Source organism: Actinoallomurus rhizosphaericola (genome assembly GCF_024055675.1).
Classification (GTDB): domain Bacteria; phylum Actinomycetota; class Actinomycetes; order Streptosporangiales; family Streptosporangiaceae; genus Actinoallomurus; species Actinoallomurus soli.
Map to the genome: position 1 here is coordinate 544,825 of NZ_JAMXMW010000003.1, position 21,402 is coordinate 566,226.

General features: G+C 71.5%; 20 protein-coding genes. 10 read left to right on the forward strand and 10 right to left on the reverse strand.

Translation table 11 applies throughout. The annotated features are described in order from the left end of the window. Nucleotides 1-35: 35 nt before the first annotated feature. Nucleotides 36-773, reverse strand: coding sequence for a hypothetical protein (locus tag NE234_RS10180; RefSeq protein ID WP_252778645.1), 738 nt, complete (start codon nucleotides 771-773; stop codon nucleotides 36-38). A gap of 198 nt (nucleotides 774-971) precedes the next feature. Between NE234_RS10180 and NE234_RS10185 the strand changes: the two genes are divergently transcribed. Continuing rightward, nucleotides 972-2,870, forward strand: coding sequence for an N-6 DNA methylase (locus NE234_RS10185; RefSeq protein WP_252778646.1), 1,899 nt, complete (start codon nucleotides 972-974; stop codon nucleotides 2,868-2,870). 38 nt (nucleotides 2,871-2,908) lie between these two features. Further along, nucleotides 2,909-4,540 (forward strand): serine/threonine-protein kinase, encoded by a 1,632-nt coding sequence (locus tag NE234_RS10190; RefSeq protein WP_252778647.1) that lies wholly within the window; start codon nucleotides 2,909-2,911, stop codon nucleotides 4,538-4,540. Nucleotides 4,541-4,615: 75 nt separating this feature from the next. On the opposite strand, the gene NE234_RS10195 is transcribed toward NE234_RS10190, so the two are convergent. Beyond that, nucleotides 4,616-5,302: an MBL fold metallo-hydrolase gene (locus NE234_RS10195; RefSeq protein ID WP_252778648.1), complete on the reverse strand. Its 687-nt coding sequence runs from the start codon at nucleotides 5,300-5,302 to the stop codon at nucleotides 4,616-4,618. Nucleotides 5,303-5,651: 349 nt separating this feature from the next. Between NE234_RS10195 and NE234_RS10200 the strand changes: the two genes are divergently transcribed. Beyond that, complete coding sequence (locus NE234_RS10200) at nucleotides 5,652-6,668, forward strand: glycoside hydrolase family 11 protein (RefSeq protein ID WP_252778649.1); 1,017 nt, start codon at nucleotides 5,652-5,654, stop codon at nucleotides 6,666-6,668. Nucleotides 6,669-6,698: 30 nt separating this feature from the next. Continuing rightward, complete coding sequence (locus tag NE234_RS10205) at nucleotides 6,699-7,709, forward strand: polysaccharide deacetylase family protein (protein WP_252778650.1); 1,011 nt, start codon at nucleotides 6,699-6,701, stop codon at nucleotides 7,707-7,709. Between the two features lie 168 nt (nucleotides 7,710-7,877). On the opposite strand, the gene NE234_RS45250 is transcribed toward NE234_RS10205, so the two are convergent. From NE234_RS45250 to NE234_RS10215, 3 genes are read right to left on the reverse strand one after another with little or no spacing between them, the layout of a single operon-like run. Next, nucleotides 7,878-8,003: a DUF397 domain-containing protein gene (locus NE234_RS45250; RefSeq protein ID WP_252778651.1), complete on the reverse strand. Its 126-nt coding sequence runs from the start codon at nucleotides 8,001-8,003 to the stop codon at nucleotides 7,878-7,880. 2 nt (nucleotides 8,004-8,005) lie between these two features. Beyond that, complete coding sequence (locus NE234_RS45870; protein ID WP_406566970.1) at nucleotides 8,006-8,116, reverse strand: DUF397 domain-containing protein; 111 nt, start codon at nucleotides 8,114-8,116, stop codon at nucleotides 8,006-8,008. Next, nucleotides 8,113-8,913 (reverse strand): helix-turn-helix domain-containing protein, encoded by an 801-nt coding sequence (locus NE234_RS10215; RefSeq protein ID WP_252778652.1) that lies wholly within the window; start codon nucleotides 8,911-8,913, stop codon nucleotides 8,113-8,115. The genes NE234_RS45870 and NE234_RS10215 overlap by 4 nt, the downstream gene beginning before the upstream one ends. Before the next feature lie 100 nt (nucleotides 8,914-9,013). Between NE234_RS10215 and NE234_RS10220 the strand changes: the two genes are divergently transcribed. From NE234_RS10220 to NE234_RS10230, 3 genes are read left to right on the forward strand one after another with little or no spacing between them, the layout of a single operon-like run. Continuing rightward, complete coding sequence (locus NE234_RS10220; RefSeq protein WP_252778653.1) at nucleotides 9,014-9,304, forward strand: hypothetical protein; 291 nt, start codon at nucleotides 9,014-9,016, stop codon at nucleotides 9,302-9,304. 40 nt (nucleotides 9,305-9,344) lie between these two features. After that, entirely contained in the window at nucleotides 9,345-9,557 is a 213-nt protein-coding gene (locus tag NE234_RS10225) for a hypothetical protein (RefSeq protein ID WP_252778654.1), read from the forward strand. 9 nt (nucleotides 9,558-9,566) lie between these two features. Continuing rightward, nucleotides 9,567-10,754, forward strand: a complete 1,188-nt coding sequence (locus NE234_RS10230) for a low temperature requirement protein A (protein WP_252778655.1) — start codon at nucleotides 9,567-9,569, stop codon at nucleotides 10,752-10,754. Nucleotides 10,755-10,763: 9 nt separating this feature from the next. Here the strand turns inward: NE234_RS10230 and NE234_RS10235 are convergent, their stop codons facing one another. Next, nucleotides 10,764-11,834 (reverse strand): GDSL-type esterase/lipase family protein, encoded by a 1,071-nt coding sequence (locus tag NE234_RS10235; protein WP_252778656.1) that lies wholly within the window; start codon nucleotides 11,832-11,834, stop codon nucleotides 10,764-10,766. An 80-nt stretch (nucleotides 11,835-11,914) separates the two neighbouring features. Between NE234_RS10235 and NE234_RS10240 the strand changes: the two genes are divergently transcribed. Together NE234_RS10240 and NE234_RS10245 are read left to right on the forward strand one after the other, a co-directional pair. Next, complete coding sequence (locus tag NE234_RS10240; RefSeq protein WP_252778657.1) at nucleotides 11,915-12,250, forward strand: ArsR/SmtB family transcription factor; 336 nt, start codon at nucleotides 11,915-11,917, stop codon at nucleotides 12,248-12,250. 43 nt (nucleotides 12,251-12,293) lie between these two features. Next, nucleotides 12,294-13,577: an SMI1/KNR4 family protein gene (locus tag NE234_RS10245; RefSeq protein WP_252778658.1), complete on the forward strand. Its 1,284-nt coding sequence runs from the start codon at nucleotides 12,294-12,296 to the stop codon at nucleotides 13,575-13,577. Nucleotides 13,578-13,675: 98 nt separating this feature from the next. Here the strand turns inward: NE234_RS10245 and NE234_RS10250 are convergent, their stop codons facing one another. After that, entirely contained in the window at nucleotides 13,676-14,635 is a 960-nt protein-coding gene (locus NE234_RS10250; RefSeq protein WP_252778659.1) for an alpha/beta fold hydrolase, read from the reverse strand. A gap of 226 nt (nucleotides 14,636-14,861) precedes the next feature. Between NE234_RS10250 and NE234_RS10255 the strand changes: the two genes are divergently transcribed. Beyond that, nucleotides 14,862-15,776: a TIGR03564 family F420-dependent LLM class oxidoreductase gene (locus tag NE234_RS10255; protein WP_252778660.1), complete on the forward strand. Its 915-nt coding sequence runs from the start codon at nucleotides 14,862-14,864 to the stop codon at nucleotides 15,774-15,776. 172 nt (nucleotides 15,777-15,948) lie between these two features. Here the strand turns inward: NE234_RS10255 and NE234_RS10260 are convergent, their stop codons facing one another. From NE234_RS10260 to NE234_RS10270, 3 genes are all read right to left on the reverse strand, one after another. Further along, the gene (locus NE234_RS10260; RefSeq protein WP_252778661.1) at nucleotides 15,949-17,475 is read right to left on the reverse strand and encodes an RICIN domain-containing protein; all 1,527 of its coding nucleotides are present in this window, start codon (nucleotides 17,473-17,475) and stop codon (nucleotides 15,949-15,951) included. Nucleotides 17,476-17,819: 344 nt separating this feature from the next. Next, complete coding sequence (locus NE234_RS10265; RefSeq protein ID WP_252778662.1) at nucleotides 17,820-18,890, reverse strand: winged helix DNA-binding domain-containing protein; 1,071 nt, start codon at nucleotides 18,888-18,890, stop codon at nucleotides 17,820-17,822. Nucleotides 18,891-18,969: 79 nt separating this feature from the next. Continuing rightward, nucleotides 18,970-21,339 (reverse strand): AAA family ATPase, encoded by a 2,370-nt coding sequence (locus NE234_RS10270; protein ID WP_252778663.1) that lies wholly within the window; start codon nucleotides 21,337-21,339, stop codon nucleotides 18,970-18,972. Nucleotides 21,340-21,402 lie beyond the last annotated feature (63 nt).

A 21,402-nucleotide genomic window follows, 5' to 3' on the forward strand; every position in this document is an offset into this window, starting at 1 on the left:
CCCGCCCCCGCGATGGCGGCCGCCGAGGCGTGCGGTCAGCTCGCGGCCTGGACCTTCTTCGCGATCTTCGCCGCCATGGTGACCGCGGCGGCGCCCTTGTCCGCGTGAATGGAGCTGTACAGCGTGGTCACGACCGCGTCGCCGACCCGGACGGCCGCCAGGGTCATGCCGCCCTGCCAGGTGGGGGACGTCTCGACGGCCTTGAGGCCCTCGTCGCCCACGCCGTGCAGGATGACGGTCCGCAGCCTGACCTTGACCGGCGTGCCGCCCGACCGGTCGGTGAACGTCGCGCAGTGGGCGAACACCTTGCGCAGCTTCGCCATCACCTGGCGCGCGCCGTCGCCCTTGTAGGTGTCGATCTCCTGGGCGACCTGCTGGGTCTGCGAGGCGTCGGCGTAGTCGTTCTGCGCGAAGGCCGCGCCGTTGAGGTTCGCGACCCGGATCCAGGAGGTCTGGCCGAGCACCTCGCAGGCCTTCGCGGCCGGAACGGGGCTGTTGGCGACCTGCATGTGCCCGTCGCCGGTGTCCCGCGAGCCGTCGGGGCTGAGGTGGAAGCCCTTCGGCATCGCCGAGGCCGGCAGCAGGAGGGTCTTGAGGGTGGAGCCGTTCAGCGCCTTCGTCCCGGCCGCCGCCGTCGGCGCGGAAGAGGCCTTGGAACCGGCCGAGTCGTCCTTACCGCCGCCGCTCTGGCAGCCGCCCACCGCGAGAACGGCGGCCGAGGCGACGGCGAGGACGGCGCCGGTCCGGACGCCACGGGCAGGGGGGATCTTCATCTCCGGTCTCCAGGCTGGAAGTAGTTGATCATGCTCACCCGGAGCCTGACGGTTCCGGCGATCGCCAAGAAAAGCACATGTGAATCCGATTAACAACTGAGACTGGTGTGGTCGACTGTTCGCTCCGAGGGCGGTAACGTGATCACTTGGCGGCCGGACGCCGGGTCGCGTGCTGGACCGTGAAGGGAACGACCCACCGTGCAGGACGAGGCAACCGTCAGCGCCGCGGACATCGCCCGGCTGGCGGGCGTCGGCCGGGCGGCCGTGAGCAACTGGCGCCGTCGGCATCCCGACTTCCCCCAGCCCGTCGGGGGCACCCCGACCAGTCCCGTCTTCGCGCTCGCCGACGTCGAGGCGTGGCTGCGCGACCAGCACAAACTCGACGAGCTCCCGCTGGAGGAGCGGGTCTGGCAACGGCTGCGGGCCGAGGCCCCCGACGATCTGCGCGTCGCCGAGGTCCTGGCCGACGCGGGCGAACTGCTCCTGGACCACCACGCGGCCGGCGCCCCGCGTGCCGGGCGATCCCCGGAGCCGCTGAGCGCCGAGACGGCCCGGGCGGTGACCGAACTCGCCGCCGCCCGTGGCGCGGTCGCGGCCTTCGAGTTCCTCTTCGGCCGCTACCGGGAGACGCAGGCCCGCCGCGTCTCGGCCACTCCCCCGGAGATCCCCGCGCTGATGGCCGCCCTCGCCGGCGACGCCCGTACCGTCCTCGACCCGGCCTGCGGCACCGGTGATCTCCTCCTCGCCATGCTCGGCGACTCCGGCGAGCCGCGCCGCCTCCTGGGCCAGGACGCCGACGGGGACGTCACCCGGCTCGCCGCCGTCCGGCTGACCCTCCGCAGCGCGGACGCCGGCGTCCGGGAGGGCGACTCGCTGCGCCAGGACGCGTTCCCCGGCGTCCTTGCCGACGCCGTGCTGTGCGACCCGCCCTTCCACGAGCGCGCGTGGGGGCACGAGGAGCTCCGGACGGACCCGCGCTGGGAGTACGGCCTGCCGCCGCGCCTGGAGCCGGAGCTGGCCTGGGTGCAGCACGCCCTCGCGCATCTCGGGCCGGGCGGGCGCGCGGTGGTCCTCATGCCCGCCGTCGCGGCCGGGCGCCGTTCGGGCCGCCGCATCCGCGCGGAGCTGCTCCGCAAGGGAGCGCTGCGCGCCGTGGCCGGGCTGTCCGCGACCCACCACCTCTGGATGCTGCGGCCTCCCGAGGACACTCCCCCGGCGACCGTCCTGATGATCGACAGCGCCGACCCGGAGACGGTCGTCGCCACATGGCGGCGGCACGCGGACGACCCCGGCCACGACGAACCGGGCGTCAGCCGGGCCGTTCCCGTCATCGACCTCCTGGACGAGGAGGTCGACCTCACGCCGTCCCGCCACGTCTCGCCCACCCGGACCGACCACACCGCCGAGCGCTTCACCGCCACCCACGACCGCCTGACCGCGACGCTCGGCAAGGCCGGCCGCCTCGTACCGGCGCTGTCTCCCGCGGCGGAGCGCCGCGAGGCCCGGTCGGTCCCCCTGTCGGAGCTCGCCCGCATCGGGTACCTGACGATCCACCAGGCGCCGATGCGCGGGGACACCGAGGACGGCGGCGGCGACGACCCACCCCTGCTCACCGCCGAGGACGTCGCCGAGGGCCGCGCCCCGACGGGCCGGGCCGCGCGCGGCGACACCCGCTGGATCCCCATCCAGGCCGGCGACGTGCTGGTCGCCGCGGTCGCCCGGCGGTTCGTCGTACGGGTCGCCGAGACCGGCGGACCGCTGCTCGGGCCGCAGCTGAGCCTCCTGCGCGTCGACCCGCGGCACCTGGACCCGTACTTCATCGCGGGCGTCCTGCGCAGCTCCGCGAACGCCCGGTCGTCCATCGTCCAGTCCACCGGGACGATCGGCCGCGCCGACATCCGGCGCGCCCAGGTGCCCCGGCTGCCGCTGGAGGACCAGCGCCGGTACGGCGCCGCGTTCCGCCGCATGGCCGAGTTCGAGTCGGCCCTGCGCTCCACCGTCGCCATGGGCACCGAGCTGGCACAACTCCTGGCCGACGGTGTCGCCGAAGGCACCCTCGCTCCCCCGAACGAGACATTCCCCCCCGCGAACCCGTAGGGTTCGGGCGTCGATCACCACGGCGAGGGGACGGGACGTTGGGGCCGCACACGGTGCTGGCCGGGCGCTACGAGCTGCTGAGCCCGCTCGGCCGCGGCGGCATGGGCCAGGTCTGGGAGGGCGAGGACCGGCGGCTGAAACGCACGGTGGCCGTCAAGCTCCTCACCGACGACGCCCTGGCCGGCCACACCGACCCGGACGAACTCGCCCGCCGGTTCGCCCGCGAGGCCGCCGTCACCGCCGGGCTGCGGACCCCCGGCGTCCCCGCCGTCTACGACGCCGGCACCTACGAGGACGGGCTGTTCCTCGTCCTCGAGCTCGTCCAGGGCCGTACGCTCGGCGACCTCATGGCCGAGGAGGGGCCGCTCCCGGTCGCCTGGGCCGCCGGGATCGCGGCGCAGGTCACCGCCGTGCTGGCCGCCGCCCACCAGGGCGGCCTCGTCCACCGGGACGTGAAACCGCAGAACCTCATGCTCACCGGGGACGGCGCCGTCAAGGTGCTCGACTTCGGCGTGGCCGCGCTCGTCGACCAGTCCACGATCTCCCGCATCACCCGGACCGGGCAGCCCGTCGGCACACTCGCCTACATGGCGCCCGAGCAGCTGCACGGCCGGCCGGTGACGGCGCGCACGGACCTGTACGCGCTCGGGTGCGTCCTGTACGAGATGCTCGCCGGCCACCGCGTCTTCACGGCCGGCTCCCCGGCCGAGCTGATGCACCTCCTGCTCGAACAGGCCCCCGCCCCGCTGCACCGTGACGACCTGCCGCCGGACCTGAACGCCCTGCTCCGGCAGTTGCTGGAGAAGGACCCGGCGCGGCGGCCCGCGGACGCCCGGGAGGCGTACGACCGCTTGATGCCCCACGTCGGCCCGCCGGGCCCGCTCGGGGACATCGATCTGACGGGCGGCCGGCAGAGCGGCACGCACCTGTACTCCCGCGCCCTCGTCCGGCTGACCGGCCCCCACGACCGGCCGCCGGCGATCGCCCCCCGGCCCACCTCCGCCGATCAGCCGATCCACAGGTCCTGGCCGGCGGCCCCCTCCCAGCCTTCGCACGCCGCGCCATCATCGCAGTCCGCGCCATCACACGGCACACCGTCATCGCACGCCGCGCCGTCACACGGCACACCGTCATCGCACGCCGCGCCGTCACACGGCACACCGCCGCGGTCGCACGCCGCGCCGTCGGCCGGGGTGCCGGCTGTGGGCGGCGGCTCCTGGCAGCCGGGCGGCGTGTCCGTCATGGGCGCGCCGGACCTCGGCGGTCCGCTGCCCGCCTACGGACCGCAGCCGGTCAGCGGGTGGCCGGATCCCCGCATGGCGGCCGGCCCGCCGACGATGGATCCTCCGCACGGTTACGGCTGGAAGGTGCTGCACAGTCTCTGGATGCTGCCCACCCTTCTCCTGGGTCTGGGCACCTGGCTGTCGTTCGCCTACATCGCCGCCCGGCACCGGCGGCCGGCGTGGCTCGTCGCCGCCGCGGTCTACCTCATCCTGACGGTCGCCGCCTTCGCGCTCATCGGCAGCGCGCCGCAGGACAAGGACACCCCGGCCTCGACGACGGGCATGGTGCTCTGGCTGATCGCCTGGCCCGCCGGGATCATCCACGCCCTCTGGATCAACATCACGACCCGCCTGCGTCTGCGCGCCCAGCGCGGCCGCCCCGCCTGACGCCGATCCCCGGCCCGACCGCGGGACGTGGGGTGACGCGCGCGTCCCGTGGCGGGTCGACGACGTGCGGGACCTCTACCGCCGAGACTTCTCGTCGCTCACACCACCGGAATCCTCGGCCGAAGCGAGGAGATCCACGACCTCGCCGACCTTGGGGCGCCGGATCTCGGCGCCGAGCCGTTCGGCCTCCGCGTCGAGGACGCTCTCCAGCACCATCAGACCCCACTCGTTGATCAGCCCGTCGTGGATCGCGTACGCGCGCCGAGGACGCATCGTCCGCAGGTAGCGGATCAGATCGGGAACGGTCATCCACGGCGCCTGACCCGGGACCAGCAACGTCGGTACGTCGATGACGGTCAGCGCGTCACCGGGATGGAGGATCTCCCCGTCGACGAGGAAGCCGACGTTGTCCACGGGCGGGACGTCCGGATGACTGAAATGGTGTTTCTCGCCGACGGCCACCACCTCGAAGCCGGCCGCCGAGAACACGTCGCCGTCCTTCACCACCTGGACTCGGTCGCCGAGGTCGGCCAGGTGCCGGGCGACGCCAGGGCAGGTGTGCACGGTCAGGTCCGGGTTCTCGCCCACCGCCGCCCGCAGGCGTTCGGCGTCGAGGTGGTCGAAGTGCTCATGGGTCACGAGAACGTCGTCCACACCGGTCAGTACCTCCGGCTCAGGCGTCATTCCCCCGGGATCGATGACGAGTGACCGGCCGTCCTTCTCAATGCGCACGCAGGCATGTCCGTACTTGACGAGCTTCATACGTCGATTCTGTGCTGCCGATCCCTGCCCCGGTTCGATGATCGCTGAGAGCTGACCGAGCTTCGAAATGTTTCGAGTCGTCGACCGTCGAGCTTGAGCTTTCATCGATTTTCACGCGATCATCACCTCGCCCATCTCTCAGACAGCCCAGGTCACCTGGCATGCAGGACAACGCACCGTCCACGCGATTCCTGAAATCTTTCGAAATCTATCGTTGACGCGCTCTTGACACCGGCGCATACTCGCTCATCGATCGGCAGTTCCCGCCATCAGAGCCGCCGCTTCCGCGGTTCCGGCGGCGGGTCAACGGCCGAGCCCTCGCCAGCGTTCATGAGGAGGAAACGCGCACATGAACGACGCCCCCGCACACCGCAAGATCCGCAGACGCGGCCGCACCAGACCGCTCATCCGCACCGCCTGTGCCGTCGTACTCGCGGCGGCCGCCGCGATCATGCCCGGCACCGCGTACGCCGACACGACCATCACCTCGAGCCAGACCGGCAACGACGGCGGCTACTACTACTCGTTCTGGACCGACGGCGGCGGCTCGAGCTCGATGACCCTGAAGGGTGGCGGCAACTACAGCACCCAATGGAGCAACGTCGGCAACTTCGTCGCCGGCAAGGGCTGGAGCAACGGCGGACGCCGCGCCGTGAACTACTCCGGCAGCTTCAACACGTCCGGGAACGCCTACCTCTCCCTGTACGGATGGACGTCGAACCCGCTCGTCGAGTACTACATCGTCGACAACTGGGGCAACTACCGGCCCACGGGGACGTACAAGGGCACCGTCACCAGTGACGGCGGCACGTACGACATCTACGAGACGACCCGCTACAACGCTCCCTCCGTCGAAGGCACCAAGACCTTCAACCAGTACTGGAGCGTCCGGCAGTCGAAGAGGACCGGCGGAACCATCACCACCGGCAACCACTTCGACGCGTGGGCCCGTTACGGGATGAACCTCGGCAGCTTCAACTACTACATGATCCTCGCCACCGAGGGCTACCAGAGCAGCGGCAACTCCAACATCACCGTCGGTGACTCCGGCAGTGGCGGAGGCGGCGGCGGTGGGGGCGGAGGCGGCGGCGGTGGCACCGGCGGGTGCACCGCGACGCTGTCGGCCGGCCAGTCCTGGAGCGACCGCTACAACCTCAACGTCGCGGTCTCCGGCTCCAGCAACTGGACCGTCACCGTCAACGTCCCCTCCCCCGAAAAGGTCATGTCCACCTGGAACATCAACGCCAGCTACCCCAACGCCCAAACCCTCGTCGCCACCCCCAACGGCAGCGGCAACAACTGGGGCATGACCATCCAGAAGAACGGCAGCACCACCTGGCCCACCGTCTCCTGCAGCGCGAGCTGACCCCGGACAGGATGAAGTGGAGTCGTCCGCATGCGCATCAGATCACTCCTGTCGAAACGCTGCCTGGTCACGGGACTGGCCGCAACCGCGATGGCCATGACGAGCACCGTCGCCATCACGGGCGCCACCGTCCCGGCGCACGCCGCCACCTGCAACGGGTACGTCGGACTCACCTTCGATGACGGCCCCTCCAACGACCACACCCCTGCCATCCTCAACGCTCTACGGCAGAACGGTCTGCGGGCCACGATGTTCAACGAGGGCCAGTACGCCGCCGCCTACCCGTCCCAGGTCCAGGCCGAGGTGAACGCCGGCATGTGGGTGGGGAACCACAGCTACACCCACCCGCACCTGATCCAGGAGAGCCAGTCGCAGATCGACTCGGAGGTCTCCCGGACCCAGCAGGCCATCGCCAACGCGGGCGGCGGCACGCCGAAGCTGTTCCGCCCGCCGTACGGTGAGACCAACTCGACCCTGCAGTCGGTCGAGGCGAAGTACGGCCTGACCCAGATCATCTGGGACGTCGACTCCCAGGACTGGAACGGCGCCAGCACCGACGCCATCGTGCAGGCCAACTCCCGGCTCACCAACGGTCAGATCATCCTCATGCACGAGTGGCCCGCCAACACGCTCGCCGCCATCCCCCGCATCGCGCAGATGCTGGCGAGCAAGGGCCTGTGCGCCGGCATGATCTCCCCGCAGACCGGCCGCGCCGTCGCCCCCGATGGCAGTGGAGGCGGCGGCGGTGGGGGCGGTGGCGGCGGCGGTGGCACCGGCGGGTGCACCGCGACCCTGTCGGCCGGCCAGTCCTGGAGCGACCGCTACAACCTCAACGTCGCGGTCTCCGGCTCCAGCAACTGGACCGTCACCGTCAACGTCCCCTCCCCCGAAAAGGTCATGTCCACCTGGAACATCAACGCCAGCTACCCCAACGCCCAAACCCTCGTCGCCACCCCCAACGGCAGCGGCAACAACTGGGGCATGACCATCCAGAAGAACGGCAGCACCACCTGGCCCACCGCCTCCTGCAGCGCGAGCTGAGTCCGGTTCTCTGAAACACCGCTACCTGCCCCACGCCCCACTCACCTGGACAGGGAAACGAAATCGACAATCCCGGCGAATCGCTTCCCAGGGAGGCGTCTTCGTTTCGGGGACGTCCCTCAGGCGGGACAAACCCCGCCTGAGGGGATAGCGCGAACCGCGATGGGGTCACCCGGCGGGCGATTCGCCCGACTCCGAGGAGATCAGCCAGGTGACCTCGACGCACTCATCGCTGATGTTTTCGCCGGAGTAACTGGACTTGCGCCAGGTGCCAGCTAAGAGAGTGATGTTCACGTCTACTCCGTGGTCGCGTGGCTCACCTGAGCGACTTCTACGCAGTTGCTGCTCACTTCCTCGCCAGAGTAGCTCGACTTGCGCCAAATGCCGCCTGAACGTGCAACGTTCACATCTGCTCCATGATCGAGCGAATCAGCGTTTCGGATTCAGAGACCGGAAGCGCTACCCCCTGAATCTGGTCGAAACGTACCGCCAGCGAATGAACCTGTCGAGAATCACCGATCAGCTGACCGTGCCCTCCAGCGCCGTCCACGTACACGAGATCCGCGCTCTCCGTGTAGCCGAGGAGCATGAAACCACCGGACACGTAGACCGGCGCACCGGACGGAGTCACCTGAATACTGATGTTCGGGCGGCGCGCCATGTCGAGCAGATGGGTCAACTGTTCCCTCATGACCTCGCGCCCACCGACGACCTCACGTAGCACGGACTCCTTCATAACGATCATCAGAAACGGTGGATCGTCACGCTCCAGGATGTCCTGGCGGGCCAGTCGGAGGGCCACGCTTCGGACGAGCCGATCATCCGGTTGACCGACCCGCAGCACTTCTGTGGCGTACGCCTCCGTCTGCACCAGACCCGGGACGAGAAGCGGCTCGAACATGCGGACGGAGTCGGCCCGCTGCTCCTCTTCGGCATAGCTCCTGAACGCCGGGGTGAGTGCCGCCTCGCGTACGACGTGGGGGTGGAGTTCTTCGAAGTACCGGTCTAAGCCGAATAGGCGGTCGAGGCCCTTGGAGACCTCCAGGGTGGGGATGCGGCGGCAGTTCTCGAAGTGGCCGATCATCTTGACGCTGATGATGCACTTCCTGGCCACGTCGTCCTGAGTGAGTTCGGCGCGCTCGCGGTGCAGGCGAAGCCGGTAGGCGTACTGCTCGGCGGCCGAGGCCGACGGGTCGATCTCCATGAGGGTCTCCATCGGGGGTTGGAGAGCTGCGGATATGGCAGAGCGTAGTCACAGCGGCACATCCTGGAGCGGCGAAAGGCCGAACTTCAGGAGGTAACGGATGGATACGGAAACGACCGGCGCGGCGATCGCCCGGTATCTGCAGGAGCTGAGGAACCGGCTCGACGAGGCGGGGTTCACCGCCGTGGTGGAGACGCCGCTGGACGCGGTGCCGTACGTGCGGGTCGGGAACCGGCACGCGCCGGTTCTGTCCGAGACGATCCGGATCGACCACTACCGCGTCGACGGGGACACCCTGTGGTTCTTCTACTCCTGGGGCGACCCGATCTGTGCGGCCCGGGAGACGGACCGGGCCGCGCGGGAGATCAGGAATGTGCTCGGCAACCGGTGACCTTCCGCCGGGGCGCGGCCCGGCGACACGGGTCGACCAGGTGGCTCGCGGCCGCGCGCCCGACGCCGTCTGGGAGGCCCGCTGGGTGTGGCTCCACCGGCTTCGCCGCGAGTTCCCCGAGTGGGTGGCGCTCTTCGACCCCTTCGCGTCGGTCTGGGTGGCGGTTCGCGGGCGGCGGGAGTACGTGACGGGCGCGACGGCGCACGAACTCCGTGATCGTCTTTACGCCCGGCGGCGGTCCGCGCTGCCGTAGTCTGCGCGGGTGGATCATGGGACCTCGGCGGGGATCCTGCGCTCACGCCGTGACGGGCCGGCGCGTGTCACGTACTTCGAGCTGTTCTTCGACCTGGTCTTCGTCTTCGCGGTGACGCAGCTGTCCCACCGGCTGCTGAAGGACCTCACCGTGAGCGGCGCCGCCGAGACGCTACTGCTGTTGCTGGCGGTGTGGTGGGCGTGGATGTACACGAGCTGGACCACCAACTGGTTCAACCCCGACCATCCGGCCGTCCGGCTCGTGCTGATCGCGGTGATGCTCAGCGGCCTGCTGATGTCGACGGCGCTGCCGGAGGCGTTCGAGGGCCGTGGCCTGTGGTTCGCCGGAGCGTACGTCGCCATCCAGGTCGGCCGTACCGCGTTCGTCACCGTCGCGACGTGGCGGCATGAACTGGGGCCGAACTTCCAGCGGATCATGGCGTGGGAGACGGCGGCGGGCATGGTGTGGCTGGCCGGTGGTCTCGGCGACCACCGGACCCGGCCGGTCCTGTGGCTGGTGGCGCTGGCGGCCGAGTACGTCGCGCCGTGGTTCGGGTACCGGTGTCCCGGGCTCGGCCGGTCGACCACGGCGCACTGGACGATCGACGGCTCGCACATGGCGGAGCGCTGCCAGCTGTTCGTGATCATCGCGCTGGGCGAGTCGCTCCTGGTCACGGGCAGTACGTTCGGGAACGAGAAGGCTATGGGCGCCGAAGCCGTCACGGCGTTCGCGGTGGCCTTCCTCGGCAGCGTCGCGATGTGGTGGATCTACTTCGACCGCAGCGCGGAGGCCGCGGCGACGCGGATCGCGAACGCCGCCGACCCCGGCCGGCTGGGCCGGTCGGCGTACACGTTCAGTCACGTGCCGCTCGTCGCCGGGATCATCGTGAGCGCCGTGGCGGACGAGCTGGTCGTCGCGCACCCGCACGGGCATATGACGGGAGGCACGGCCGCGGCGCTGCTCGGCGGTCCGGCGCTGTTCGTCGCGGGGCACGCGCTGTTCAAGCGGGCGGTGTTCGGCCACTTCACGGCCGCGCGCGTGCTGGCGCTGCTGACGCTGGCGGTTCTGACGCCCCTGTTCGGGCTCTTCTCCCCGCTGGGCCTGGCCGTCCTGACGCTGGCGATCCTGGGCGCGCTGGCCGGCTGGGAGGTCCGCGGCCGCCGGGTACGGACTCGGCCGGCCGGGGAGGCCGCCTGACGTCGCTCCTCACGTGAAGAGGCTCGGATCCACCGCTTCGGCGGCGGCGCGCGCGCCCGCGTCGCCGGGGTGAACGCCGTCGCCGGAGTCGAAGGCCGGGGCGAGCCGGGCCGGATCGTCCGGAGCCGCCAGCCTGGCCGCGAAGTCGGCGACCGGCCAGTCCCGCTGGGTGATGATCGCCCGGTTGACGGCCTGTCGCACGCCTTCGTTGCCGTCGGCCTGGAACATCTCATAGACGCTGCTCATCAGGGGTGTGAGCGTGCCGAGGATCGGCTGGACGCCGCGCTCCTCGGCTCGCCGGGCCAGCGCGAACAGCGCCTCGGTGATGTCGCTCGCCGACGCCCCCATGGCGATGTCGTTGAGGCCTCCCATGATCACCACGTGCGTGGCCTCGGGGACGCCGAGCACGTCCCGGGCGAACCGTTCCGTCATGGTGGGCCCGAACAGAGGGCCGAGCAACCGGTTGCCGCCGATGCCCGCGTTCAGAACGACGGCGTCCTTGATCCCGGCGGCGAACAGTCGGCGTTGCAGGTGGTCGGGGTATCGCTGGTCGCGGTCGCCGGTGGTGCCGTCGCCGCGGGTGATCGAGTCGCCGAAAGCGATCACGACCGGGCCGGTCGCGGGAGCGTCGGTCAGGACCCGGGTGATCCAGTAGAGGGAGGAGAACTCCTCACGGCCGCCGAGCCCGCCGACAGGAGTGACATCACCGGTTCGCTGGGCCGAGTGCAGGTACGCGGCCGGCTCCGCGTCGCCGGACACGAGGCATGCGATCTCGAGCTCGTCGCCCGCCGCGGTGGAAAGCGCCACCGGGTCGCCGGTCACGGCCTCGCCCGGCGGAATCTTCCACTGGGCCCCTCCCTGGTACGGCACCGGGACTCCGCCGCCGACCGTGACCGCGTCGATCACCAACGGGCCGTTCCCGAACTCGTTGCTCAGCACGAGGCGCAGGGTGCGGCCACCGCGCCGCAGCCGTACGGTCTGGCGCACCCGCTGCGCCGAGAACGACCGGGGCTGTGGCATGAAGGGCGGAGTCTGTCGCGGATCTCCGAGCGCGGCGAGGTAGGCGGTGGTCCAGGCCATGGCATCCCCAACAGATCGATGAGCACCAATGTATTCGACGGTAGACGATCAGATCGATGGTTGTCGATATACTTCCCCGCATGACGACGGATGACCGGCATCCCGCGACCGAGGACCTCCGGCTGACGAAGGTGCTCGCGGCTCTCGCCGAACCCGCGCGCCTGGCCACGGTCCGGACCATCGCGGCGCTCGGCGACTCGCCCTGTGTCGAATTGCGCCAGGCCGCCGGCCTGACCATCAGTCAGCCGACCTTCTCCCACCACCAGCGCGTGCTGCGGGAGGCCGGGATCATCCGGGAACGCGTCCAGGGCGCCCAGCGCATCCTCAGCATCCGGCGCGAGGACCTCGACGCCTGCTTTCCGGGACTGCTCGACAGTGTCCTCAGCACCCCTGAGCACCTCCTGAGCGACCGTTAGGCCATTTATGGCCGGACCGGCGCCTGCGGCATGATCTTCCGGCATGGCCGACGAATCGAGTCCCGGACCGGCGGGTGCGCCGGTGCGGAGAGGGTCCTGGCGGTGGGGCGTGGGCGCGCTGGGAACGGCGGCGGTGGTGGCGTCCGTCGCGGTCGTACCGCAGCTGCTCTCCGGCGCGGGCCGTACGTCGGCGTGGGACCGTTGCCCGGCCCGGTTCAGCTTCTTGGGGAGGACCCACCTGCCGACCCGGCCGGGCGCCGCCGCGCGGCTGGTGCCCGGTGAGCCCGGCTCCGCCGTCATCTGCCGCTACCAACGGCGGATGGGCGGCGGCCTCCGCGAGGCTCCCGCGCGGCTGGTCGGCTCCCATCCGCTGCCCGACGTACGGTCGTACGCGGAGCGGGCCGATCGGCTGCCGAACGTGGGCAGCGGCTCGATCGGATGCCTCTACGTCGGGGACCCGCTCGCCGACCTCGTGCTGTTCTCGTACGGCGACGGCCGGGTGCAGGGCCTGAGCGTCGATGAGAGCTGCAAGCTGGTCATGAACGGCAGAAGGACCGCCAGGGCCGATCAGGGCTTCGTCGGCCTCGTCGACGCGCTCGTACCCAGCCCGGCACCGCCCACCCCCGGCCTCAGGCCGATGACGACGACGCCGGCCCCCGCGCCGAAACGGACGCCGCTGACGCGAGCCCGGCTGAAGGCGATCGGCTGCGTCCCCTCCGCGGATCGCCCGATCCCGGTGCGGCCGGACCCGGCGCGGGCGGCGGCGACGAACCGGGTCTGGCACCGGATCGAGACGTGGCTGCGCGCGCACGCCCCCGCGACCTACGCGACGCTGGGCCCGCCGGCGGACCCGCGACGCATCGCCGCCGTTCAGTCCCGGCTGGGGGTGCGCTTCCCCGACGACGTCGTCGTCTCGCTGCTCCGCCACGACGGCGTGCGGCAGGGAGATCGGGCGGCCTTCGAGGTGCCCCTCATGTACCGGCCGCTGTCCCTCGCCCGGATCGAGTCGACCTGGCGGATGCTGTGCGGCATCGTGCGGGACATGGGAGACCCCTCGGGTACCTGGTGGTCCGGCAGGCTGGTGCCGGTCGGCGAAGACGGAACCGGCGTCACCCTGGTGGCCGATCCCGCGCACGGCGACCGGGTCGGCGTCGCCGACGACGAACAGGGCCTGATCTTCGATTCCCGGGAAGGATGGCCGTCGTACCTGGCTCTGCTCCAGGCGACCGCGACCTCGCTGGAGTCCGGCCGGCCCGTCCGGGACAGCCACCCGCGGGTGGACGGGTCCGGCGCCCTCGACTGGGACTTCCGCCCGCCTCGGTCGTAGGCCGGGCCCGGCGTGAGCGCTCCGGCCGCCTCGGTCGTGAGGCCGTACGCGGCCCGGGCCGGTTCGGAGCGTCGTCCCACCCGGTACCCGCGGAGCCGTCAGGCGCCGCTGGACACGTGCGGGGTCGCGCTCTCCAGCATCGCACGGGCCCCGTCCCGGCCGGCCCGCAGGAGCCGGCGCCACCGGGCGGGGTCGTGCAGCGCCGGCTCGGTGCTCTCCAGGAACCGCTCCACCGCCATGACGAAGCGGCCGGGATCGTCCAGGTGCGGGAAGTGCCCGCAGCGTCCGAAGATCTCCAGCCTGCTCCCGGGCATGGCGGCGTGCGCGATCGTCGCGTGGCCGACGGGGATCACGTGGTCATCCCGGCCCCAGATGATGAGGATCGGCATGCCCTCCGCGAGGTAGCAGCGGTCGAGCATGGTGATGACCTGGCCGCGCGCGTCGACTCCCGCCCGGAGGCCGCGCAGGAAGGCTCTGCGCGCCTTCTTGGTGCGCAGGCCCTGGTAGCGCCGGAGGATGTAGTCGAGGTCGGGCCCCAGGAACAGCCCGCGGGTGAGGCGCAGGGCGGGGGTCGCCAGCCGCACGGCCGTACGCGCGGGCGCCGAGGTCGCCAGCGACAGCCCGACCTCGGCGCCGGGCGCCGCCGCCGCGCGCAGCAGCGGGTGGACCTCCCGGCCGATGCCGCCGGGGGCGACGAGCACGAGCCGCTCACAGCGTTCGGGGAACTGGTAGGCGAACTGCATGGCGATGCCCCCGCCGAGCGAGTGGCCGACGACCGAGACCCGGTCGATGTCGAGAACGCCGAGCAGGTCGCGCATCCCGCAGGCGTAGGCGGCGATGGCGTAGTCGGCCCGCGGCTTGGCCGACTCGCCGTGGCCGAGCAGGTCGGGAGCGATCACCGTGTGGCGTTCGGCGAGGCGGGGGATCACGGCCTCCCACGTGCCGGAGTTGTCGCCGATGCCGTGGATCAGGAGCAGCGGAGGCCCGCTGCCCGTCATCCGGAAGGCACGCCAGTACCCGTGGATGTCACGGAACCGGATGAGATTCCCAGAACTCACGCCGCTCACCACCGATGTCGGCTTCTCGCATCGTCCAGCCGGCACGTTTCGTGACGACTACCGCGCTGTTAGTCCACCGTAACGGCCGCCTCGCGCCCCGCCTCGACCGCCGTCGGCGCTTTGAGCCCGTCGAGGAGCGACAGTGATCAGGACGTCGCCCGCTGATCTTCAGGTTGGTCTAATGGCCGGGACCGGAAGATCCGGTTCACCTTGTGAGGAGGCCGTCATGCGACTGGGAGTGATGTTCGGGGTCGCGGTCGAGAACGCCGCTCTTCCCAAACTGATCGAAGAAGTGCGCGCGGCGGCGGAGGCGGGGCTGGACAGCGCCTACTTCAGCCAGCTCTTCTCCTGGGACGCGGTCACGCTCGCCGCGCTCGTCGCCCGGGAGGTGCCGGGGATCGATGTGGGCACCGCGGTGACCCCGACCCATCCCCGCCATCCCCTGGCGCTGGCCGGTCAGGCGCTCACCGCGCAGGCGGCGAGCGGCAACCGGTTCATCCTCGGCGTCGGGCCCAGCCATCCAGAGATCATCGAGAAGGCGTTCGGCCACTCGTACGACCGGCCCGCCCGGCACGTCCGCGAGTACCTGACGGCCCTGATGCCACTCCTCCGGGGCGAGGAGGTCGACCACCACGGTGAGGTGATCACCGCCGTGGGACGGACGCGCGTGCCGGGGGCCGTCGCGCCGCCCGTCCTCCTGGCGGCACTGGGCCCGGTGATGCTGCGGATCGCCGGAGAGCTCGCCGACGGCGTGGTCACCGTGTGGACCGGACCGCGCGGGATCGGAGAGCACATCGCGCCGGCCGTCGGCCGCGCCGCCGCGCAGGCGGAACGGCCCGACCCTCGCGTCGTCGCCGGTGTCATGGTGAGTGTCACCCACGACCCCGACAGAGTCCGGCAGGGCGTCGCGGCGGCGGTCGGCGCCGCCGGGCGGCTGCCCAGTTACCGCGCCGCCCTGGACCGTCAGGGCATGTCGGGGGTGCACGAGACGGTCGTCGCGGGCGACGAGGACACGGTCGAGCGGGCCATCCGGGCGTACGCCGACGCCGGCGCCACCGAGTTCGTGGCCAGTCCGGTCGGCGACGAGCAGGAGCGGGCCCGCACCGTCGCGTTCCTGTCGGCGGTGCGCAGCCGCCGCTGACTCGCCGGCCGGGCGGGCCGGGAGGCCGTGGCGCATCAGGCGAGCCGGACTGACGACCCACGACGGCCACCTGCCCCCCGGTCGGCCGGAGGCCGTGGTGAGCCGGGTGAGGGGGCGCGCTCGGCGACGAGCGCGCCCCCTCGGGACCTCCTCCCAGAGCGGTCTCGGAGGATCAGGTGGTGATCTTCCCGGTGCCCGCGCCGGCGGTCACGGTGGACTTGACGGTGTTCGGGTCGTCGACCGTGTAGGAGTACGGAATGCTCGCGACCGTTCCGGCGGTCAGGATCGTGCCGGAGTTCACCAGGACGTTGTCGCGGGCCACGAGGGTGCCCGCGGACGAGTCCCCTTCGCCGAGGTGGGTGGGGTCGCTGACGCCCTCGAAGTAGTTGCCTTCGACGAGGATCCCGGCGTTCTCGGTCGAGGCGATCGCGTAGCTGTAGTGGTCGGGGCCGCCGCCCATGACGTAGTAGTTGTTGAACACGTGGACCGGGTTGCCGAACCGGACGCGCGGGTTGCGCTCGTAGCAGTTGCGGAACTCATTGTGGTGGTAGGTCACCCGCAGGTGGCCGGTGTCCTCGGAGGCGTTGCTGTCACTGTGCCCGACGAGGGAGCATTTGTAGTGGTCGTGCAGGATGTTCCAGGACACGGTGATGTAGTCCGCCGCGTGGGTGATGTCGAGCAGACCGTCGTAGTAGTCGATGCCGTGGTCGAGATCGCTGGACAGGTCGTTGTGGTCGATCCACAGGTTGGTCGACTGTTCGATGTGGATCGCGTCGCCGTTCCCGTTGCCGGCCAGGACCTTGGAGATCTTCAGGTTCCGGACGATCACGTTCGAGACCTTGCGCATGTTGAGACCGCACCCGGTGAGCCCGGAGCCGGAGCCGACGCCGAGGACCGTCTTGTTCGAGGCGATGCGCACGTCCGCGGAGCAGGTGAAGTTGCCGTTGACCCGGATGATCTCCGGTCCGCTCGCCGCGACGGCCTGGTTGAGCGCGTCCAGCGTGGTGACGGTGACGGTGGGCCCGCCGGCGCCGCCGGTGGTGCCGCCGTTCTGGGTCGCCCAGCCGATCAGGCCGTCCGGCGGCGTGGTCGGGGGCGGAGACGTCGGGGGCGTCGTGCCGCCGCCACCGCCGGTCGCGGCCAGCGTCCACTGCTTGGTGGCGACGCTGTCGCAGGAGTTGGTCTGCACGAGCGCGCCCGCCGCCGTGGAGTTGTCCGCGATGTTGGCGCATTTGCCGCCGTTGGCGTTGACGAGGTGGTAGCCGCCGCCGGAGGCGGCCAGGGTCCAGATCTGCCCGGCCGCGCCGGTGCAGGTCTCCTGTTCGATGGCCTTGCCCGCGCTGGTCGACGCGCCTTGTACGCCCGCGCACAGACCGCTGCCGACCGACTTGATCGTGTATCCCCCGCTCGCCGAGGTCAGGGTCCACTTCTGGGCGTCGGCACCGTTGCAGGCGCTCTGGTCGAGCTGGACGCCGGACGCGGAGCTCGAGCCGGGGAGGTCCAGGCAGAGGCCGCTGCCGGCGTTGGTCACCGTGTACGTTCCGGCGCCGACGTCCGCACCGGCCGCGGGGGTGACCGCCCAGACGACGGAGGCGGCGCCGAGCGCGCCGGCGGCCGCCAGGACGCTGAGGCCCGCCCGGCCGATGCTCGGGCTGTTCCGCGCCGGCCGCGCGCCCGCGGATCCGTGATGTGCTTGCATGATTAACCTCATGGAATGGTCGCTTTCGGAATGAGGAATTCCACCGTCCAATGGCTCACTGAAGTCATTGCGGCAGCATGAGGAAGACGCCGACCGCCGAAGACGACGGTGACAGCGCGTTCGGTGACGCCGAGACCAGCGCCTCCGTGGAGAAAAAGGATCGATCTTGATGGTCGGCCCGATGGCACCACTCCCCTCGGGAAAGCGTTTTCCTGATGTCTGACATTCAGTGAAACCACGCCGAAGGTCCGAAGTCAACACGTCTTTCATGGAAGAGCGGAAACGCCTCCCGTACCCCGGGTCCGGCGGACATGCGTACGGGGCTCCGGGGGTGGCGACCGGCCTCAGGAGGCCGGTGAGAGGCTCGCGGTGAGCCGGGCCAGGCGCGCCCGCTCGGCGTCGAGATGGTCCAGCGGCACCTCCGCCCAGAGCGTGGTGTCCTCGCCGTCCCAGACCCCGGCGACCCGGCCGCCGCACAGCACGACCGGGGAGATCCAGCCGCCATTGCGGCTGACCGCCGACCGCCGCGCCGCCGGCACGATCCGCGTCTCGGTGGTGCCGGCGCCCAGGACGTACGCGTCGAACGCGCCGAGGAGGCGGACGGCCCGGCTCGGCGGGGTCTCGGCCAGCTCCGCGACGTGCTCGGCCAGCATGACGCGGCGCTCGCCCTCGACGTCGACCTCGGCGAGCTCGTCGCCCAGCGCGGCGAACCAGCCCTTGAGCCGCGCCCTCGGGGTGACGCCCCGGCTCAGCCACACCTTGTCGAACAGCTCGGGCGTCGTCGGCCCGTGAGCGCCGAGATAGGCCCGGAGCACGGTCGCCGCCGGGTCGGGCGCGTCCGGCAGCCAGGCCGCGCCGACGAACGTGACCCGGTTGCCGCGCGGCGGGCCGAAGCACAGCACCTTCCACCAGGCGAGCGGCTTGAGGAGCGTGCCCCAGCCGGAGCCGAGCACCTCGGCGAGGTGGGCCGAGCCCGTACGGTCGACGATCTCCGCGGTGAGCTCCTCGCGGCTGAGGGCCGCGCCGCCGGAGAGGGCGTCGGACGCGGCCGCCGCGATGGCCTCCAGGTCGGCGGGCGTGGCGCCGAACGTCTTCTGCCAGCTCCCGCGCTCCCAGTTGCGGTGCGCCCCGGACAGGGCGAGGTAGGCGGCGGCCTCGTCGGCGGGCAGCAGGTGGAGGGTGCCGCGCATCGCCCAGGTCTTCACCAGCCGGCGGTCGGCGAGGGCGGCCGTCACCGCGCCCGGGGCCGGCTCGGCCTGCCGCACGGCGATCGCCAGCTCGGCCGCCGAGGCGACCTGCGCCTGGACGCCGGCGAGCCGCCGCGCGACCTCGACCGGGTCACCGCCCACCGCCGGATCGAGGAACTGCCGCCGCAGCCGCCAGGCCAGCACCTGCTCCCACGTCGTCTTCTCCACGGCACGGCACGGTAGCGCGCCCCGCCGACGGTTCGCCGGTGGCCGGAGGAGGCGACAGGGCAGGCCGGCCTGCCGACGATCAGCGGTGGCGGGCGGCGAGGTCGGTGTAGGCGGCCCGGACGTCCTCGGTGGTCAGGGTGGTCAGGTCGGCGGTGGTGACGTCCGCGCCGAGCGCGGCGACGCGCAGGTCGCGGAAGCCGCAGGCCTTCTCGTACAGCGAGCGCACGAACCGGCCGTTGCCCAGCTCGTCGATCCTTCCGAGGCCGCAGACCCGCTGGAAGACGCCCGCCAGGTCGTCCAGCGCCCCCTCCTCCCAGGTGTCCCCGGCCCGCGCGGCGACCGCGAGGGCGATCTCCAGCAGTTCGTCGGGGCCGTACGAGGGGAAGGCCACGCGTTCGGCGAAACGGGAGGCCAGGCCCGGGTTGGACCGCAGGAACCGGTCCATGTCCTCGTCGTAGCCGGCGAGGATGATCACCAGGCGCTCGCGGTCGTCCTCGGCGCGCTTGAGCAGGGTCTGCACCGCCTCGGCGCCGAACGCGTCGCCGCCGGAGTAGCCGGCGTTGACCAGGGAGTACGCCTCGTCGACGAACAGGACCCCGCCGAGCGCGGAGTCGATCACCTTGTTGGTCTTGATGGCCGTCGCCCCCAGATGCTCGCCGACGAGGTCGGCGCGCTGGGCCTCGACGACCTCGGGCCGGGCCAGCAGGCCGAGCGCGGCGAACACCCGGCCGAGCACCCGTGCGACGGTCGTCTTGCCGGTGCCGGGCGGCCCGGCGAACACGAAGTGCCGCATCGGCGGGTGGGTGCGCAGGCCCTGCTCCTCGCGCAACTGCGCGACCTGCAGCTGCGCGGCGATCGCCCGGACCTGCCGCTTCACGGGCTCCAGGCCGATCATGCCGTCCAGGTCGGCGAGCGCCTCCTCCAGGGTCGGCGTCTCGGCGTACCCGCGGTAGCGCTCGGTGAGCTCGGCGAACGCGATCTCGACGTCGACCGCGTGGACGGTCACGAGCTCGTCGGGGGTGGGGTCGGCGCCGCCGTGGACGATCCGGACGTCGCGGGCGCGGGCCGCGGACTCGATCAGCGAGCGCACGAACCGCCCGTTGCCCAGCTCGTCGAGGACGCCGCGGCGGGACACCTCCTCGAACTTCGATCGCAGGCAGGGCGCCGCGTCCGCGCCGAGACGGTCGCCGCGCAGTCCCGTGTGGTACTCGGCGATCAACAGCAGCTCCGCCGGATCGTACGCGGGGAACTTCACGCGCGTCCCGAACCGCGAGGCCAGGCCGGGGTTGGAGGCGAGGAAGCCCTCCATCTCGTCCTCGTAGCCGGCCAGGATGATCACGACGTTGTCGCGGTCGTCCTCGGCGCGTTTGAGGAGCGCCTGAACCGCCTCGGCGCCGAACCGGTCGGGCTGCCCGTCACCCGCGTTGACCAGGGAGTACGCCTCGTCGACGAACAGCACACCGCCCAGGGCGCGGTCCACGACCTCGTTGGTCTTGATCGCGGTGGCGCCGAGGTACTCCCCCACCAGGTCGGCGCGCTGCACCTCGACGACCTGCGGGGTCGGCAGCAGCCCGAACGCGTAGAAGATCCGCGCGACGACGCGGGCGACGGTGGTCTTGCCGGTGCCGGCCGGCCCGACGAACACGAAATGCCGCATCGGCTTCTCGGTGGGGAACCCGGCCGCGGCGCGCATCCGCGCGGCCTCGATCGAGGCCGCGATCGACCGCACCTGCCGTTTGACCGGCTCCAGGCCGATCATGGCCTCCAGCTCGGCGAACGCCTCGTCGACGGAGATGTCCGGGACCTCCTCGGCGCGTCCCTGCCCCTGGACCTGCCCCTCGACCTGGCCCGTCGCGGCGTACTCGTCCTCCTCCGGGTAGCCCTCCTGCGCCCAGCCGGTGTCGTACGCCTCGGCGGGGACGATGCGGCGCGCCTGCCACCAGCGGTACGCGAGGACGGCGAACGCCGCGACCCACGCCGGCGCGGCGTTCAGCCTCGGCAGCGGATTGGCGAGCGCGGCGGCCACGATCCCGGCCAGCCCGAGGGAGACGACGGCGGTGCGCCACGGCGCGTACGCGCGGATGCGGTGGGCGAGGAACGCGACCGGGAGCGCCAGCGCCGCCAGGAACACCTCCTCACGGCCGCCGTCCGGGTACAGGCGGCTGAGCGGGATCACGCCCGCGAGCCAGCACGCGACGACGAAGGCCGTCGCCATTCCGCTCGGCGAGCGGAGGGTGAAGTCGATGACGAGCAGGAGCACGGCGACGAATACGACGGTGGTGAGCAGCGGGATACCGGCGACGATCGCCACCGCCGCCGATCCCACGACCAACAGCAGAAACGTCAGTCTCCGCAGACCCGGCTGGATCTGGAAATAGCGCCAACGGGCACGTTCGAACAGATCACGCGCCACCGGAGGGCGCGATCGGGATCTGCCGAACGGTCGCATCGCTCTCCCTCATGCCTGAGCACGTGTATAGCGCAGCTTGGGCGTCGAATGGCAGGACCCATT